Raw genomic sequence first — 14,301 nt, 5'->3', positions numbered from 1 at the left:
GCAGGCAGCCTGGTCGCGAAGGCTTGCATCGGTTTGCGCCTTCGCTCTCGTTCACGTGATCGATACGCTGTGGCATGGCATGCTGCGCGCGTGCAGTGCAGTAGAGGTTTTCGACTTTTTCCATTCCGCGGGCCTTGCGACGCATTCGTATCGGCATCATTGTTTAGCCGCGTTGCGGCGCGAGAGCTTCGCGCAGTTCGCCGACGGCGTGCGCCCCTCGATCCCCGAGTGAACTTAAACGACGATGTACAAGCTCTATTCGATGCAGCGCTCCGGCAACAGCTACAAGGTCCGCCTTGCGCTGGCGCTGCTCAACGCGCCGTATCAGGCGATCGAAGTCGACATTCTCCGAGGCGAAAGCCGCACACCGGATTTCCTGGAAAAGAATCCGAGCGGACAGGTGCCGCTGCTGGAAGTCGCCGATGGACGCTACCTCGCCGAGTCCAACGCCATCCTCTGGTATGTCTGCGGCGGCACTTCGCTGGCGCCGGAGTCACGGATCGAGCGCGCCGAAGCGCTGCAATGGATGTTCTTCGAGCAGCACGCGCTCGAGCCCAATATCGGCGCCGCCTATTTCTGGCTGTCGCTGGTCAAGGGCGGCCGCGACTTGCAGACGCATGCGCTGGAGGATTGGATGGAGCGCGGCTATGCCGCGCTGCAGGTGATGGAAAACCATCTCAAGACCTGCAGCTATTTCGCCGCCGGGCAACTGACGGTCGCCGATATCGCGCTGTACGGTTACACCCACGTCGCCGACCGCTGCGATTATGATCTCGCGACCTTCCCCGCCATCCGCGCCTGGCTGCGGCGGGTCGAGCAGACCCCCGGCTTTGTCACCATGGACTGGCAGCCGGAGGTCGAGGTCGACGACCAGGCCGGCATCGCGGCCGGCGCATAACCGCGCCGCCCGCAGCCAGCCTCCTCACTTTCGCGCGAGCACGCCGCCAAAGGTTAACAATAGCGGGCACAACGTTAACCTTTGCCGCGATTTTGCCATTTTCAACGGCTGACCCGCCGCAATGTTGCCGGTGATCATTGCAAGATTTTCCTGACGTCGCGTGAGTCGCGGGTGATTCGTCCCGCGTTACAAGGATTTAGGCCAATGATGCGGTCATCCGGCGCGGTCGGCTTCGAGAGCAGCCGAGCGCCCGTCGCTTCTTCCCGATTGCTTGGTGCCATCGCCACATCGCTCGCGATCGGCACGCTATCGCTTTGCCTCGTGGTCACCCTGACGGTGCTGTCGATCAGGGCCACCGTTGCGATGCCCTTTCCGTGACAGCTTGCGGCTTTTTTTGTTTGCATCATTAGCGAACGCGCGATGATCGGCATCGCGATTGGACCCGCATGAAGACACCTGTCGGCCTTGTGACGGCCGCGCTGGCGCTAGCGATCCTGCTCGCGGTTTCGTTCCTGATCGCCACCAGCACCCGCGGCGAAGAACCGGCGTTCGGCTCGTCGGCGGGCGAACTCGAGGTTCGCACCATCGCAAGGGGCCTCGTCAATCCATGGGCGCTGGCGTTCCTGCCAGACGGAACGATGCTGGTGACCGAGCGTCCGGGCCGCATGCGCATCGTCACGGTGGAAGGACAGATCTCGCCGCCGCTCAAGGGCGTCCCGGAAGTGTGGGCATCGGGCCAGGGCGGCCTGCTCGACGTCGCCATCGACAAATCCTTTGCGCAGAACAAGACCATCTATTTCTGCTTTGCCGAGCGGACCGATGGCGGCGGACGCACCGCGGTCGCGCGCGCCAATCTCAACGACGGCAAGGACCGGCTCGACGAGGTCAAGATCATCTTCCGCCAGCAGGGGCCACTGTCGTCAGGCAATCATTACGGCTGCCGCATCGCGCAGGCCGACGACGGCAATCTGTTCGTCACGCTGGGCGAACACTTCACCTATCGCGATCAGGCGCAAAGCCTCGCCAATCATCTCGGCAAGGTGATCCGGATCGCGCCGGATGGTTCGGTGCCCGCAGACAACCCGTTCGCCGGCCGCGCCGACGCCAGGCCGGAGATCTGGAGCTACGGCCATCGCAATCCACAAGGCCTCGCGATCCATCCCACCTCCGGCGAGCTCTGGGAAATCGAGCACGGCCCGCGCGGCGGCGACGAGGTCAATTTGATCGGGAAAGGCAAGAACTACGGCTGGCCGGTGATCGGCTACGGCATCGATTACTCCGGCGCCAAGATCCACGACGCAACCGCCAAGGACGGCATGGAGCAGCCGCTCAAATACTGGGTGCCGTCGATCGCGCCGTCGGGCATGGCCTTCTACACCGGAAAGCTGTTTCCGAAATGGAACGGCAGCCTGTTCACCGGCGCGCTGCGCGGCGCGATGCTGGTGCGGCTGACGCTGAACGGCAACACAGTGACGTCGGAGGAACGCCTGCTGCAAAACCTGCATGAGCGTATCAGGGACGTCCGCCAGGGGCCGGACGGCGCGCTGTGGCTGCTGACGGATAGTTCGAACGGACGGGTGTTGCGGGTGGCGCCGGTTGCAAAGTGACGTCCGGGTCAGGTTCGCCGCCGCAACCAACTCACGTCCATTTGTGAAAAATCAGAAACGCGCCAACGGCAATGAAAAGAAAACCGAGTGCGTGATTCCAGCCCAGCGGCTCCTTCAGATAGAGCACCGAGAAGCCGGCGAACACCAGAAGCGTGATCACCTCCTGGATGGTCTTGAGCTGCGCCGCCGAATAGACCGCGCTGCCCCAGCGGTTGGCCGGCACCGCCAGCCAGTATTCGACAAAGGCGATGCCCCAGCTCACCAGCACGACCGTCGGCAGCGGGCTCTGCTTGAATTTCAGATGGCCGTACCAGGCAAAGGTCATGAAGACGTTGGAGGCAAACAGCATCAGGATCGGCAGCAGCGCCGGGGAAACAGTGGGCATCGATGTCCTCTTTGCAAAATGTCGTGCGGCTCAATGGTCGGGTGCGGTACCCCGTTCCCTGCCTCGATAGCATTTGATTTCAAAAATGCGAAAGCCCGCCGCATCCCCGCAACGCCCTCTTAAGACTGGCGGCGGAAAGGCGTGCACAATCGCAACAATCGGGCATGCTTGCGCCTTATTCCCGGCAAGTGGCGAGAACGGGCATGCAGGTGAACTGGCGCGCAATCTCTGGTCCGGCTCTTACGACAGCGACGGCGGTGCTCGCCTTCCTCGTCGACCGGCATGTCGTCTCCATCCCCAATCCCGCGCCGCTGTTCGTCTGCATCGTAGCGCTTGCCGCTTCCATCAGCGGCATCGTCTCCGGCATGGCCAGCGCCATCATTGCAGTTTCGTCTTCCGCGCTGCTCTTCCTCAACCACCGCGCCGCGCCCGGTTACGACATATCGGACCTGGCGCGCATGCTGCTGCTGGCGGCGACCGCCGGCGGCACCGCGCTGATCACCGGCCTGTTGCGGCAGAAATGGGTCGACGCATTCGCCTGGGAGAAGAAGCACCACGCCACCGCGGACCGGCTGTCGGCCGCGCTCGACCAGGTCGATATCGGCATCGTGCTGCTCGATTCCGATACCCGCGCCGAATTCATCAACCGCGCCTTCCGCGACTATTTCGCTTTGTCCGACGCGCAGGCCGACAGCAAGCCGCCCTTCATCGCGCTGATGTATCACGGCCGCGACACCGGCGCCTGGCAACTGCCCGAGGACGAGCTGAGCGCGTTCATCGCCAAGCGCACTGAAATGATCCGGGTCGGCGATTCCACGCCGATCAACATCAATCTCGCCGACGGACAGGTGCTGCGCTTCATTTGCACGGCGCTGCCCGATGGCGGACGCATGCTGAGCTATACGCCGGTCACCGATCTCGTTCGCCACAGCGACGATCCCGACAGCGGCGACTACTACCGCGCGCTGCGCGGCAGCCATCGCAGCCTCGCCCAGCACCTCGGCGCCGCGGAATAGCGGCGGCACGCTGGCGCCCTCGCGACGTTGATCCCCTCCCGCCCTTTCTGTAGTAATGAACGGACATCGCGCGTCCCGACGCGTCACCTCCGAGCAAAACGGAATCGCTCAATGTCCGGCGACCTCACCATCCGCTTCGTCACCCGTCAGGACTACGCGCAATGGCTTCCGCTGTGGGACGGCTACAACGGCTTCTACGGCCGCTCGGGCGCAACCGCGCTGGCGCCCGAGATCACGGCTATGACCTGGGCGCGCTTCTTCGACGCCTACGAGCCGGTGCATGCGCTGGTCGCCGAGAGCGGCGGCGAGCTGCTTGGGCTGACGCACTACCTGTTTCACCGCTCCACGACAATGATCGAGCCGAACTGCTATCTGCAGGATCTGTTCACGAGCGCCGCGGCGCGTAACAAGGGCGTCGGCCGCGCCTTGATCAACGGCGTGTACGAACAAGCGAAACTGGCCGGATCTTCCCGCGTCCGTTGGCAGACGCACGAGACCAACCACACCGCCATGCAGCTCTACGACAAGGTGGCGGAGCGTTCCGGCTTCGTCGTTTACCGCAGGCTGTTCTGACACGCTTTTGTGAAAACGGCCCCATCAGGCGGGCTGTGGATAAGTCCGGTTGTCACGGCGGCGTAACATAGCGCGGCTAGGTTGCACCCGCGTCTGATCAGGCCCCCCGTCTCAGATCACGCGCCCCAAGCGGCCCCCGTCAGTCGCCGCGTCTGACCGGGGCCGCATCTTTTTGTGCCGCATGGCTGCCAAGCATAAAGGCCGATAGCACCGCTGCTTGCGGGTCGTAGCCGCGCGGGCCACAATGATGGCCCCTCTCCCCGCGTGCTTCCCACAGGATCGATCCATGCAAATTCGCAACCTCGGCGGCTCCGGCCTGCGCGTTTCCGCCGTCGGCCTCGGCTGCAACAACTTTGGCCAGCGCACCGATCTCGAAACCTCGCGCAAGGTGATCCACAAGGCGATCGACCTCGGCATCACCCTGTTCGACACCGCCGACATCTATGCCGGCATGGGCGGCTCCGAGACCGTGCTGGGCACCGTGCTCGGCGACCGCCGCAAGGACATCGTGCTGGCGACGAAATATTCCAAACCGATGGCAACCGACGGCACCAAGCAGGGCGCCTCGCGCCGCTACATCATGTCCGCCGTCGAGGCCAGCCTGACGCGGCTGAAGACCGACTATATCGATCTCTACCAGCAGCATGATTACGATCCCCTGACGCCGATGGAAGAGACGCTGCGCGCGCTCGACGATCTCGTCCGCCAGGGCAAGGTCCGCTACATCGGCAATTCGAATTTTCCGGCCTGGCGCATCGCGGAAGCGGAAATGATGGCGCGGCAGATGAACGTCAGCCGCTTCGTTTCCTGCCAGGACGAATACAGCCTCGTGGTGCGCGGCATCGAAAAGGATCTGCTGCCGGCAGCAACGGAATACAAACTCGGTCTGCTGCCGTTCTTCCCGCTCGCGAGCGGGCTCCTCACCGGCAAATACAAGCGCGGCGCCGCCGTCCCCGACGACACCCGCTTTGCGAAAGCACCCGCGCTGAAGGACCGCTACGTCACGGCGCGCAACGAGGACATCGTCGAACAGCTGCAGGCATTCGCGCAAGCCCGCGGCCACACCATGCTCGAACTCGCCTTCTCCTGGCTCGCCTCCCGCCCGCAAGTCTCAAGCGTCATCGCCGGCGCCACCCGCGTCGAACAGGTCGAGCAGAACGTGAAAGCCATCGGCTGGACGCTGAGCGCGGAGGAACTGGCGGAGATCGACGGGATTACGAGATAGGTTGTCGTCCCTGCGAACGCAGGGACCCATACCGCGTGATCTATCGAGGGCGCGCGGTCGCTGACGCTCTGCGTTGCCCAACACCCGTTGTCGCTTGCGGAACCGAAGCCGTCTCCCACTGTGCCCTCACGCCGGCCGCGGCGTATGGGTCCCTGCGTTCGCAGGGACGACGGGAGAGAGAGTCGGCTTCCTTTAAACAATCAGATCGCTGAGATCGCGCCATTCCAGATTCTCGCGCTCGATTAGTTCGATCTTCCAGTCCCGCTTCCAGCGCTTGAGCTGTTTTTCACGGGCAATCGCTTCATCCGGCCGCTCGAACGCCTCGACATAAACCAGCCGATAAACGCCATAGGTTTTGACGAACGATGAGCCTTCGCCGTTGCGATGCTGCTCCATCCGTTTCGAAAGCGAATTGGTCACCCCGATATACAGGGTCCCATGCCGCCGGCTCGCGAGGATGTAAACGTAATACATGCGCAATCGCAATTGTTGTCGTCCCTGCGAACGCAGGGACCCATACCGCGTGATCCATCGATGTGCTGCGGTAGCCAACACTTTACCACGAAGGCCTGTGGTAATGGGTCCCTGCGCCCGTGCGCAATTGCGCACTAGGCAGGGACGACACTTTCATTGAAGCTGGCACCTACCCCACCAATCCCTGCATCGGCTTCAATGCAGCACTGTCGGGAAACACACTCTCCGTCAGCACCCGCTCCGCCAGCCCGAACTGATCCTTCAGCACGCCCTTCATCACCGCGCGCAGATCCGTGGTCGGCGCAAGATCGCGGCCCTGATAGAGATTGGCGGGCTTCAGCCCCGGCCAGTCCGCGATCACGCGCCCGCCTTTCACTGCGCCACCGGCGAGCAGTGCGATGGTGCCGGTGCCGTGGTCGGTGCCTTGCGTGCCGTTGACGCGTGCGGTGCGGCCGAATTCGGTGGCGACCACGATCACGGTGTCGCGCCAGCGTGGCCCCAGCCCGGTTTCGAATTCCGCCAATGCGCCGTCGAGGCCGCCGAGCAGTTGCGCCAGCCGCCCTACAGGTCCGCCCTCATTGGCATGGGTATCCCAGCCGTCGAAGGCAAGCGCGCCGATGCGGGGGCCGTCGTCGGCGGCCATCAGCTTTGCGGCGCCGCGTGCCACCAGCCGCATCGCGCCGACGCCATTGATGCCCGGCTTGGGCTTCATGTCGTCGCCTTGCGCGGCCTTGTCGAGTGCGAGGCCCTGCTTCAACGCGCTCGCCAGCGCGGGATCGCGGTGTTGGTAAAGCTCGACCAGCCGCATCGCGGTATCTTCCGCAGCCTGCGGCAGCGCGACCGGCGCCCAGCCGACGGTTTGCGCGGCTCCGCGCAGCACCAGCGGCGTGGTCGGGCCGACCGCGAGCGCGCTCGTCACCCGCTCACCTTTCGGCAGACCTTCCAGCGCGCGGTTGAGCCAGCCGGACTGCACCCGGCCCGGCCCCGTAAAGCCGCTTTCGAGCACGTCCTGCCCGTCGAAATGCGAACGGTCGCGGTACGACGTCGCCACCGCGTGAATTACCGCAGCCTTCTTCTCGCGATACATCCGCGCAAATTCCGGCATCGCCGGATGCAGCGCGAAAAACGAGTCCAGCGGCAACGCCGCGTTCGGGCCGCTCGACGACAACGCGATCGAACCATGCAGGCCGGCATAGTCAGGATCGCCAGTCGGCGCGACGGTGGCGAGTCCATCCAGCGCGCCGCGCAGGATCACGACCACCAGCCGTGGATCCCGGCCGTCGGCGGCGCGGGCGAATTTCGGCAAATAGGCCCATGCCGCAAAAGAGGCGCCGCCGAGCAACACCGCGCGCCGCGACGTCGCCGGCGATCGCATGTCTTCGCAGCAATCCATTGTCGTTTCCATGGACGTCATCTCCTCTGGAATTCCGGCGACATCAACAGCAGCGCCAGCGCCTGCTGCCGCGATTCCGCGCGCTCGATGGTTCGCCGCGTCTCCGATGACGCCGCGTCCGCCGCAATGAGTTCGAGCAGGTCGCGCGGATCGACGCCGTCGGCGAGCCGAGAGGCGATCTGCGCTGATATATCGAGCCGCAGTTTCATGCCTTCCGGCGCCGCCCAGGCCGCGTTGCTATCGGGAAAACCGTTCGGCCCGGCCGGCGACCATAATGGCTGGCCCAGCGTGTTGAGAGCGCCGAGATAACGGCCGGGATCGTTCGGAATTTGCGCGAGCAACCGGCCCGACGCCACCAGGAATTCGTAAGGCGAGCGCATCTTGGAAAGCGGCGCCTTCCAGGCGTCGTCGGAATCCGCCAGCGCCGTCGCCAGCGCCTTCAGATCGCCGTCGGTTTTTGTGAAGACGTCGGCGAGCCGCGCCACCAGGGCCGGTGGCGGATCGTCGGCCACGAAGTGACGCGCGAATTTTCCGGCGATGAATTTTGCGGTCGACGGATGGCGCGCGAGATCCACCAGCACCGCCTCGCCCTGCGTCACGTCAGGAGCGTCGTAGATTTTTCCCATCACCCGCTGCGCGCCCGGCTGATGCGCATTGGCGTTGAACACGAAGGTGCCGGGCGCCCCCAATTGCCCGAGCCTCCCCGCATAGGTCCAGCCCGTGATGACGTTCGCCAGCGACGTCACATCCGCCTGGGTATAGCCGCCGCCGACGCCGAGCGTATGCAATTCCATGATTTCGCGGGCGAGGTTTTCGTTCAGTCCGCGGTTGCGGTTTCTTCCGGCGCGCGAATCCGGGCCCAGCGATTGCTGATTGTCGAGAAAGAACAGCATCGCCGGGTGCTGCTCCACCGCCTTCAGCATGTCGGCGAAGCGCCCGAGCACGTGCGGGCGAATCGCCTCGCGCTCGAACGAGCCGGCCCACATCCGCGCCGGCCCGCCCTTGTTGGCGGAGATGCAGAAATGATTGGCCCAGAACACCACCAGCCGTTCGGTGAATCCGCAATCGGCGATCACCGCCCGCTGCAGCCGCGCCAGCGCCTCGGCGCGAAAGGTTTTCTGGATGATGTTGAGCGGCGCCGGCGGTGGCTTCGGCGCATTCGGCCGCATCGCTTCGGTGGGCGCCATGGCCGCATTGGGATTTTCCGGCGGCTTGGCCGGTTGTTCCTTTGACGGTTCTTTGGCTGCCAAGTCCTTGGGTGCCAACTCCATGGCGATGCTGTTGAGCGAAAGGTTTCGCCGCTGCGCCTTCGCATCCGGCGGCGACTGACCTTCGGTCGCGGGCGCCGCCGACTTCGCGGCGGCATCGCGCGCCTGCTGAATCTCAAACTGATAGTCGAACACGGCCTTGCCGAGCGCTGCCGTCGACTGCAATCCCGGCACTTCGAGCAGCACGCCATTGGGACGGGCGAGTTCGGCCTTGACGAAGCCGCGCGGATCGGAGGCCGCGTTGAGAAAATCGCCGGAGGCCCCGCCACGCGCGCCCAGTCCGAAGCGATGGAGCGCAACAAGGGCTACTTGCGAATCGCGGGCCATCGGATTTCCCTTGGAATTTTCACAGGCGTATAGTGGCTCACGGAGTATAACGCGCTTCGATGTGAACCCGGGATTAATTCCGCGTCAGGATGCGGCCTCATTGATGACAAATCGTTTGGAAAATGCACCCACGCACCGCCTCGCCTGCGCTGCTTGCGGCGCTGAATTCAATTGCAGCCTGTCGGGGCCGTGCTGGTGTTCCGAAGAAGCGTTCCGCCTGCCGATGCCCGCAGACGGCGGCGATTGTCTCTGCCCAAACTGCCTGCGCAAGCTGGGGGAACAGCGCGCGGGCGCAGGTGTAACGTGACCTACAGATGGAACGTCAGCGCCGTCCTGCTCGACATGGACGGCACGCTGCTCGACACCGAGAAAGTCTATTTCAACAGCCTCGTCGCCGCGCTCAATGCCAGCGGCTACACCGATGACGCCGTTGCGCTCGGCCACGCCATGGTCGGCCTTCCCGGGCCGGCCTGCGAGGCCATGCTGCTCGATCGCTATGGCGAGACCTTTCCGCTCGCCGAGATCAACCGCGCCTTCCTCGTTAATCGCGACAAATTCATGGAGGCCGGCCTGCCGCTCAAGCCCGGCACGCTGGAACTGCTCGACGGGCTCGCCGCCGCCGATTGCCCGATAGCGATCGTGACCTCGTCGACGCGCAGTTCCGCCGAACGCAATCTATCACTCGCCGGAATCCGCTCGCACTTCGACACCATCCTGACGCTCGACGACGTGACGCGCGGCAAGCCGAGCCCGGACCTCTATCTCCTCGCCGCGAGACGCCTTGGCTTCGCGCCGCAAGTCTGCATCGCGGTCGAAGATTCAAATCACGGCGTGGCCGCCTCCCACGCCGCCGGCGCGATCACCATCATGGTGCCGGACATGGCGCCGCCGACCGACGAGACACGCGCAAAATGTGCTGCCGTGCTGCCCGACCTGAATGCAGTCCTGGCGATGCTGCGGGAGCGTGGCGAATTTGGACGCCGCAGGCAGTAGCCGTCATTGCGAGCGAAGCGAAGCAATCCATCGCGCCACAAGCGGAGACATGGATTGCTTCGTCGCTTCGCTCCTCGCAATGACGGCAAAAATCTACTCCGCCGGCCCGGCAAATAGCAGCAGATTGCCGTCCGGATCCTTCACAATGAAATCCCTGGCGCCCCACGGCTCCCGTCTCAGGGTCTGGAAGAAGGTTACGCCCGCGGCCTGATATTCAAGGAAGAGCTGCTTGATCTCGTCGGCGGTATCGACCGTCAGCGAAGCGGCAAGTAACTCCTCGCGATCGCGCAGCGCGCCGTCGATTGGCGGCGCTTCGACGCAGCGCAGGTTGAGCCGGACGCCGTCGCGCATGACCTGCGCATAGAAGGGCGGCTCGCCGTAAGTGAATGCGACGGTGAAGCCGAGCTTGCCGGTGAAGAAATCACACGTTGCGGCGATGTTGGTGACGAAGAGTTCCGGCTCGACGGCGGTGATAACTACTCTGGTGGTCGAGGGCTTGTCTGCGTGATCAGGCATGGTGGACAATCCTGTCTTGAGCGCATGCCAGCTTTCAAAACCATGCTGCCGCGCGACCAGTTCCTGCGCATCGCACAGCTTGAAGCTGCACGACAGGATTTCAGGGTCGGTCATCCGGCTGAAGCGGGGCAGGCCCGACCTGATCTGGGCAGCGACCGGATAGTGCCGGTCACGATGCCAGCGCAGGATGAGCTTGGCCTGTTTGCGAAGGTTTTCGAGATTGGGCATGGGCGCAGCTACGGTTGACGTCGCGTAGGTGGGCATTGCCCCTTCGGCCACAGCCGATGCGCCCTACATGCAGCGGCATCAGGATGCCGAGCCGCCGCGCGGCTGTCAATCGATCCGTCGCGCGTTGACCGCGCTAACGCGGAGACCGGCTCGCGACAAGAAAACGCGTCAAATCAAAAAATCCAAAACCCCGTTTCGATTCCATCGGAACGGGGCTCTGCCGGACTAGGCGGCGTTCTTGGTCGCTATCACCGCCCGCATGTCGTCGGCCAGTTCGCGGTAACGCTGGCCGAGGCGCAAATATAGCTCGCGCTTCGTCCTGTCCGCCGCCAGACTGCTGATCACATCGCATTCGGCAGCGCGAGACTCAAACCGCTCCAGTTTGGCTTCAAAGTCGGTCATGACGCGCCTTCCCTAACGGCCACCAAGGGGAATAAGACTACGCCATCATTTTACGTCACGGCTAACATCGTTATCGGATAGAACTAATTTTCAGCCTCGGCGATAGGCCGCACAGTCGCGCAATCATTGCCTGTCAATTTACGCCGGCGAACGTCATCGTTGCTTTCGTAAGCCGACGCCGCCGCGCCGACGCTAGCCGTGATAGCTTGGCGACTTCCGCGCCAGCCCATCGAATGCGTCGAGCAGCCGCCCGCGCCAGGCATAGACCGGGTCGTCTTCCATCAGCAGCTTGAACGGGCTGACCACCCGCGCCCACTGGAATGCGCCGAACACGATATAGTCCGCATAGTTCGCAGCAGTGCCGCCGAGGAAGGGCTGCGTTCGCAATGTCAGCCGCAACGGGTCGAGCGATTTGCGGAAACCGTCGACGGCCTTGTCGCGGCTCGCCATGATTTCTTCCAGCGGCCTGCCGAAACGCGCCTCGCGGCTTTTGCGGAAATAGGCCGCGTCCTCCGGCTTCAGGTTGAGCGGGATGTCGGCGATGATGAGCGGAAACATACCGCCGATCACGCCGTCGCCCCACCAGTTCAGCATCCGCGCCATGGCGCGGCCGCCCTCGCCGCCGAACAGCGACGGCCGGTCCGGATAGGTGTCCTCGAGATAGTTGGCGATGGTCCAGGAATCGACGACCGCGCTGTCACCATCGAGCAGCACCGGCACTTTTTCCGATCCATGCGGCGCGATCGCCGTCTTCTCGGTGAAGCACCACGGGATGGTTTCCGCCGACAACCCCTTGTGCGCCAGCGCCATGCGCGTGCGCCAGCAGAACGGGCTGAACGGGCGGGATGTATCAGTGCCGACGAGTTCGTAGAGTTTGAGGGGCATGTGAGACCCATTCCGAAGACGATCGCCAGCCTAGCCGTCATTGCGAGGAGCGCAAGCGACGACTTGTCCGCCGTAGCTCGAAGAGTGAAGGCGGAAGCAATCCATCCATCCGTTAAGCCGCAATATGGATTGCTTCGCTGGCGCTCGCAATGACGGCGGAGAGACCGGCTCGCCTACCGCACCACCGCCGCGGTCTGGCCGAACAGGATCCTGCGTTCCTCCTCGGTGCGATTGACGGGCTGGCCGAAATTCGGATTGACCTCTTTGGCCTTGGCATAGGCGCGCTCGGTCGCCGGCCGGGCGCGGATGGTTTCCAGCCAGCGCTTCAGATGCGGAAAGTCGTCGATATTCTGCTCCTGGTTCTTGTAGGGCACGATCCAGGGATAGCTCGCCATGTCGGCGATCGAATAGTCGCCGGCGATGAATTCGCGATCGGCGAGGCGCTTGTTGAGCACGCCGTAGAGCCGGTTGGTCTCGTTCACGTAACGATCAATGGCGTATTTGATTTTTTCTACCGCATAGTTTCTGAAGTGATGGTTCTGCCCGGCCATCGGACCGAGCCCGCCCATCTGCCAGAACGTCCACTGGATCGCGTCATAGCGCCTGTAGAGATCCGCCGGCAGAAACTTTCCGGTCTTCTCGGCGAGATACAGCAGCATCGCACCCGACTCGAAGATCGAGATCGGCTTGCCCCCGCCTTTCGGCTCATGATCGACCATCGCGGGAATCCGGTTGTTGGGCGCAATCGCCAGAAACTCCGGCGTGAACTGTTCGCCCTTGCCGATGTTGACCGGGAATATCTTGTAGGGAAGCCCGGTCTCCTCGAGGAACATCGTGATCTTGTGGCCGTTCGGCGTGGTCCAGTAGTGAAGGTCGATCATGGGGCGATCCTGCTATGCACTAGATTGTTGTTTTCGCAAGAAAGATGCGGCTGCATGAATTTGAGCGGATCGCCGCCGCAAGTCAATCGGCGTCGGCCCCGCGCGCGCGAATGTGATGGGCGCTTCTCACGCGCTGCGGCCGTGCTCGCGCAGGAATTTGGCGCCGCTTTCGGTGATCGCCACGCGCGCGCCCTGCCCCGCCGCCGGCTGGCGCGCGACATAGCCGCGATCGACCGCGTCTTCCCAGATGGTCAGGCGCGGGCATGAGGTGCGCCACGTCTCGATCACGTCGGAATAAAGCCGCGGCTCGCGGCCGATCCATTCGACGAGGTCGAGCACCAGTGCGTCCGTTGTCTCGGTCATCAGCGCCTCCGCATCAGAAGCGGGTGAAACTCAAAACGCCATCGCGCTGGTGCGCGTGAACAGCAGCCAGCCGCCGTAGAGGATGTAGTAGCCCGCGACCGTCGTGATCAGCCGGTTCGCCCAGGTGCGAAACTGCGCATCGCTCATCGCTTCGAGAATGCGCCGCGCCAGCGTGGTGCCGAGCATCGAGGCGGCGATGGCGACCGCTGCCAGCGCCGGATCGAGCGTCGCCGCCTGGTCGACGATGCCGCCGAAATAGATCAGTTTTGTCAGATGGCTCGCGACCTGGCAGGTGGCCTTGGTCGCGACCACCTCGCGGCGGCCGAAATTGCCGCCGAGAAAGAACGTGTCCATCAGCGGGCCGGAGACGCCGGTCATCAGCATCAGGCCCATGCAGATGAAGCCGTAGAACGAGCCCTGCGCGATACTATCAGGGTTGGGCTTGAGGTTCTTCGGCATCAGCCGCGCCATGAACGGCGTCACGCCCAGCAGCAGCAGCGCGATCGGCTTGTCCGGCACGTAGCGGATGATCGACCAGGCGCCGAGCGCGAGCCCGCAGCCGATCAGATAGACGAACACCGGCCGCCAGCGGATATGCGCCCGCCACAAGAAGGCGCGCCAGCCATTGGAGGCCATCTGCGTGATCGCATGCAGCACCATCGCGGTCGGCAGCGGCATCAGCATCAACAGCACGCCGATCAGGATCATCCCGCCGGCCATGCCGAACAGGCCCGACAGAAAGGCTGTCGCGACCATCAACGCACCGAGGGCTGCAATCATCAACGGCGTCACCGGAAATCTCCTTCGTCAGCCAAGCTCGGGTTGATGCGCGCGGCTGCTGCTGCTTCTGCTCCCTCGCCCCGCTCT

The 14,301-nt window shown here is 63.8% G+C and carries 18 protein-coding genes; 8 read left to right on the top strand and 10 right to left on the bottom strand.

The annotated features are described in order from the left end of the window. Nucleotides 1–55 precede the first annotated feature (55 nt). The 4 genes from V1283_RS00245 to V1283_RS00230 all read left to right on the top strand — a co-directional run bounded on the left by V1283_RS00245 (nucleotide 56) and on the right by V1283_RS00230 (nucleotide 2,505). Nucleotides 56–232 (top strand): hypothetical protein, encoded by a 177-nt coding sequence (locus tag V1283_RS00245; protein WP_334384458.1) that lies wholly within the window; start codon nucleotides 56–58, stop codon nucleotides 230–232. Nucleotides 233–244: 12 nt separating this feature from the next. Then, entirely contained in the window at nucleotides 245–898 is a 654-nt protein-coding gene (locus V1283_RS00240) for a glutathione S-transferase family protein (RefSeq protein ID WP_334384457.1), read from the top strand. A 204-nt stretch (nucleotides 899–1,102) separates the two neighbouring features. Next, entirely contained in the window at nucleotides 1,103–1,276 is a 174-nt protein-coding gene (locus V1283_RS00235; protein WP_334384456.1) for a hypothetical protein, read from the top strand. 68 nt (nucleotides 1,277–1,344) lie between these two features. Beyond that, entirely contained in the window at nucleotides 1,345–2,505 is a 1,161-nt protein-coding gene (locus V1283_RS00230; RefSeq protein ID WP_334384455.1) for a PQQ-dependent sugar dehydrogenase, read from the top strand. A 31-nt stretch (nucleotides 2,506–2,536) separates the two neighbouring features. On the opposite strand, the gene V1283_RS00225 is transcribed toward V1283_RS00230, so the two are convergent. Continuing rightward, on the bottom strand, nucleotides 2,537–2,890 hold the full coding sequence (locus V1283_RS00225; RefSeq protein WP_334384454.1) for a DMT family protein: 354 nt from the start codon (nucleotides 2,888–2,890) through the stop codon (nucleotides 2,537–2,539). Nucleotides 2,891–3,093: 203 nt separating this feature from the next. Here V1283_RS00225 and V1283_RS00220 point away from each other — a divergent pair, with 203 nt between their 5' ends. The 3 genes from V1283_RS00220 to V1283_RS00210 all read left to right on the top strand — a co-directional run bounded on the left by V1283_RS00220 (nucleotide 3,094) and on the right by V1283_RS00210 (nucleotide 5,704). Further along, nucleotides 3,094–3,906, top strand: coding sequence for a PAS-domain containing protein (locus tag V1283_RS00220; RefSeq protein ID WP_334384453.1), 813 nt, complete (start codon nucleotides 3,094–3,096; stop codon nucleotides 3,904–3,906). Nucleotides 3,907–4,017: 111 nt separating this feature from the next. Further along, the gene (locus V1283_RS00215) at nucleotides 4,018–4,479 is read left to right on the top strand and encodes a GNAT family N-acetyltransferase (RefSeq protein WP_334384452.1); all 462 of its coding nucleotides are present in this window, start codon (nucleotides 4,018–4,020) and stop codon (nucleotides 4,477–4,479) included. Between the two features lie 286 nt (nucleotides 4,480–4,765). Continuing rightward, complete coding sequence (locus V1283_RS00210; RefSeq protein WP_334384451.1) at nucleotides 4,766–5,704, top strand: aldo/keto reductase; 939 nt, start codon at nucleotides 4,766–4,768, stop codon at nucleotides 5,702–5,704. Nucleotides 5,705–5,896: 192 nt separating this feature from the next. Here V1283_RS00210 and V1283_RS00205 read toward each other — a convergent pair whose 3' ends face one another. The 3 genes from V1283_RS00205 to V1283_RS00195 form a co-directional block, all read right to left on the bottom strand. Then, nucleotides 5,897–6,178 carry a GIY-YIG nuclease family protein gene (locus V1283_RS00205; RefSeq protein ID WP_057840923.1) on the bottom strand — a complete coding sequence of 94 codons (282 nt, stop codon included), beginning with the start codon at nucleotides 6,176–6,178 and terminating at the stop codon, nucleotides 5,897–5,899. A 169-nt stretch (nucleotides 6,179–6,347) separates the two neighbouring features. Continuing rightward, nucleotides 6,348–7,583: a DUF1501 domain-containing protein gene (locus tag V1283_RS00200; protein WP_442895685.1), complete on the bottom strand. Its 1,236-nt coding sequence runs from the start codon at nucleotides 7,581–7,583 to the stop codon at nucleotides 6,348–6,350. 5 nt (nucleotides 7,584–7,588) lie between these two features. Then, nucleotides 7,589–9,166 (bottom strand): DUF1800 domain-containing protein, encoded by a 1,578-nt coding sequence (locus tag V1283_RS00195; protein WP_334384449.1) that lies wholly within the window; start codon nucleotides 9,164–9,166, stop codon nucleotides 7,589–7,591. Nucleotides 9,167–9,469: 303 nt separating this feature from the next. On the opposite strand from V1283_RS00195, the gene V1283_RS00185 reads away from it, so the two are divergent. Continuing rightward, nucleotides 9,470–10,159, top strand: coding sequence for an HAD family hydrolase (locus V1283_RS00185; RefSeq protein WP_334384448.1), 690 nt, complete (start codon nucleotides 9,470–9,472; stop codon nucleotides 10,157–10,159). A 93-nt stretch (nucleotides 10,160–10,252) separates the two neighbouring features. Here the strand turns inward: V1283_RS00185 and V1283_RS00180 are convergent, their stop codons facing one another. The 6 genes from V1283_RS00180 to V1283_RS00155 form a co-directional block, all read right to left on the bottom strand. Continuing rightward, on the bottom strand, nucleotides 10,253–10,903 hold the full coding sequence (locus tag V1283_RS00180; RefSeq protein WP_334392911.1) for a bleomycin resistance protein: 651 nt from the start codon (nucleotides 10,901–10,903) through the stop codon (nucleotides 10,253–10,255). 225 nt (nucleotides 10,904–11,128) lie between these two features. After that, nucleotides 11,129–11,305 (bottom strand): hypothetical protein, encoded by a 177-nt coding sequence (locus V1283_RS00175; RefSeq protein WP_334384447.1) that lies wholly within the window; start codon nucleotides 11,303–11,305, stop codon nucleotides 11,129–11,131. Between the two features lie 192 nt (nucleotides 11,306–11,497). After that, on the bottom strand, nucleotides 11,498–12,190 hold the full coding sequence (locus tag V1283_RS00170; RefSeq protein WP_334384446.1) for a glutathione S-transferase family protein: 693 nt from the start codon (nucleotides 12,188–12,190) through the stop codon (nucleotides 11,498–11,500). 173 nt (nucleotides 12,191–12,363) lie between these two features. Next, on the bottom strand, nucleotides 12,364–13,071 hold the full coding sequence (locus V1283_RS00165; protein WP_334384445.1) for a glutathione binding-like protein: 708 nt from the start codon (nucleotides 13,069–13,071) through the stop codon (nucleotides 12,364–12,366). A 126-nt stretch (nucleotides 13,072–13,197) separates the two neighbouring features. Next, complete coding sequence (locus V1283_RS00160) at nucleotides 13,198–13,434, bottom strand: hypothetical protein (RefSeq protein WP_334384444.1); 237 nt, start codon at nucleotides 13,432–13,434, stop codon at nucleotides 13,198–13,200. Nucleotides 13,435–13,464: 30 nt separating this feature from the next. Beyond that, nucleotides 13,465–14,226 carry a sulfite exporter TauE/SafE family protein gene (locus V1283_RS00155; protein WP_334384443.1) on the bottom strand — a complete coding sequence of 254 codons (762 nt, stop codon included), beginning with the start codon at nucleotides 14,224–14,226 and terminating at the stop codon, nucleotides 13,465–13,467. Nucleotides 14,227–14,301 lie beyond the last annotated feature (75 nt).

Source organism: Bradyrhizobium sp. AZCC 2262 (genome assembly GCF_036924535.1).
In the GTDB taxonomy this organism is placed as follows: domain Bacteria; phylum Pseudomonadota; class Alphaproteobacteria; order Rhizobiales; family Xanthobacteraceae; genus Bradyrhizobium.
The sequence above is the reverse complement of the archived record's forward strand: the minus strand, read 5'-3'. Positions and strand labels throughout refer to the sequence as shown.

Bases quoted from the DNA above. Each gene is read 5' to 3' on its own strand.
- V1283_RS00240 (WP_334384457.1), top strand. From the start codon at position 245: ATGTACAAGCTCTATTCGATGCAGCGCTCCGGCAACAGCTACAAGGTC.
- V1283_RS00235 (WP_334384456.1), top strand. From the start codon at position 1,103: ATGATGCGGTCATCCGGCGCGGTCGGCTTCGAGAGCAGCCGAGCGCCC.
- V1283_RS00230 (WP_334384455.1), top strand. From the start codon at position 1,345: ATGAAGACACCTGTCGGCCTTGTGACGGCCGCGCTGGCGCTAGCGATC.
- V1283_RS00225 (WP_334384454.1), bottom strand. From the start codon at position 2,890: ATGCCCACTGTTTCCCCGGCGCTGCTGCCGATCCTGATGCTGTTTGCC.
- V1283_RS00220 (WP_334384453.1), top strand. From the start codon at position 3,094: ATGCAGGTGAACTGGCGCGCAATCTCTGGTCCGGCTCTTACGACAGCG.
- V1283_RS00215 (WP_334384452.1), top strand. From the start codon at position 4,018: ATGTCCGGCGACCTCACCATCCGCTTCGTCACCCGTCAGGACTACGCG.
- V1283_RS00210 (WP_334384451.1), top strand. From the start codon at position 4,766: ATGCAAATTCGCAACCTCGGCGGCTCCGGCCTGCGCGTTTCCGCCGTC.
- V1283_RS00205 (WP_057840923.1), bottom strand. From the start codon at position 6,178: ATGTATTACGTTTACATCCTCGCGAGCCGGCGGCATGGGACCCTGTAT.
- V1283_RS00200 (WP_442895685.1), bottom strand. From the start codon at position 7,583: ATGGAAACGACAATGGATTGCTGCGAAGACATGCGATCGCCGGCGACG.
- V1283_RS00195 (WP_334384449.1), bottom strand. From the start codon at position 9,166: ATGGCCCGCGATTCGCAAGTAGCCCTTGTTGCGCTCCATCGCTTCGGA.
- V1283_RS00180 (WP_334392911.1), bottom strand. From the start codon at position 10,903: ATGCCCAATCTCGAAAACCTTCGCAAACAGGCCAAGCTCATCCTGCGC.
- V1283_RS00175 (WP_334384447.1), bottom strand. From the start codon at position 11,305: ATGACCGACTTTGAAGCCAAACTGGAGCGGTTTGAGTCTCGCGCTGCC.
- V1283_RS00170 (WP_334384446.1), bottom strand. From the start codon at position 12,190: ATGCCCCTCAAACTCTACGAACTCGTCGGCACTGATACATCCCGCCCG.
- V1283_RS00165 (WP_334384445.1), bottom strand. From the start codon at position 13,071: ATGATCGACCTTCACTACTGGACCACGCCGAACGGCCACAAGATCACG.
- V1283_RS00160 (WP_334384444.1), bottom strand. From the start codon at position 13,434: ATGACCGAGACAACGGACGCACTGGTGCTCGACCTCGTCGAATGGATC.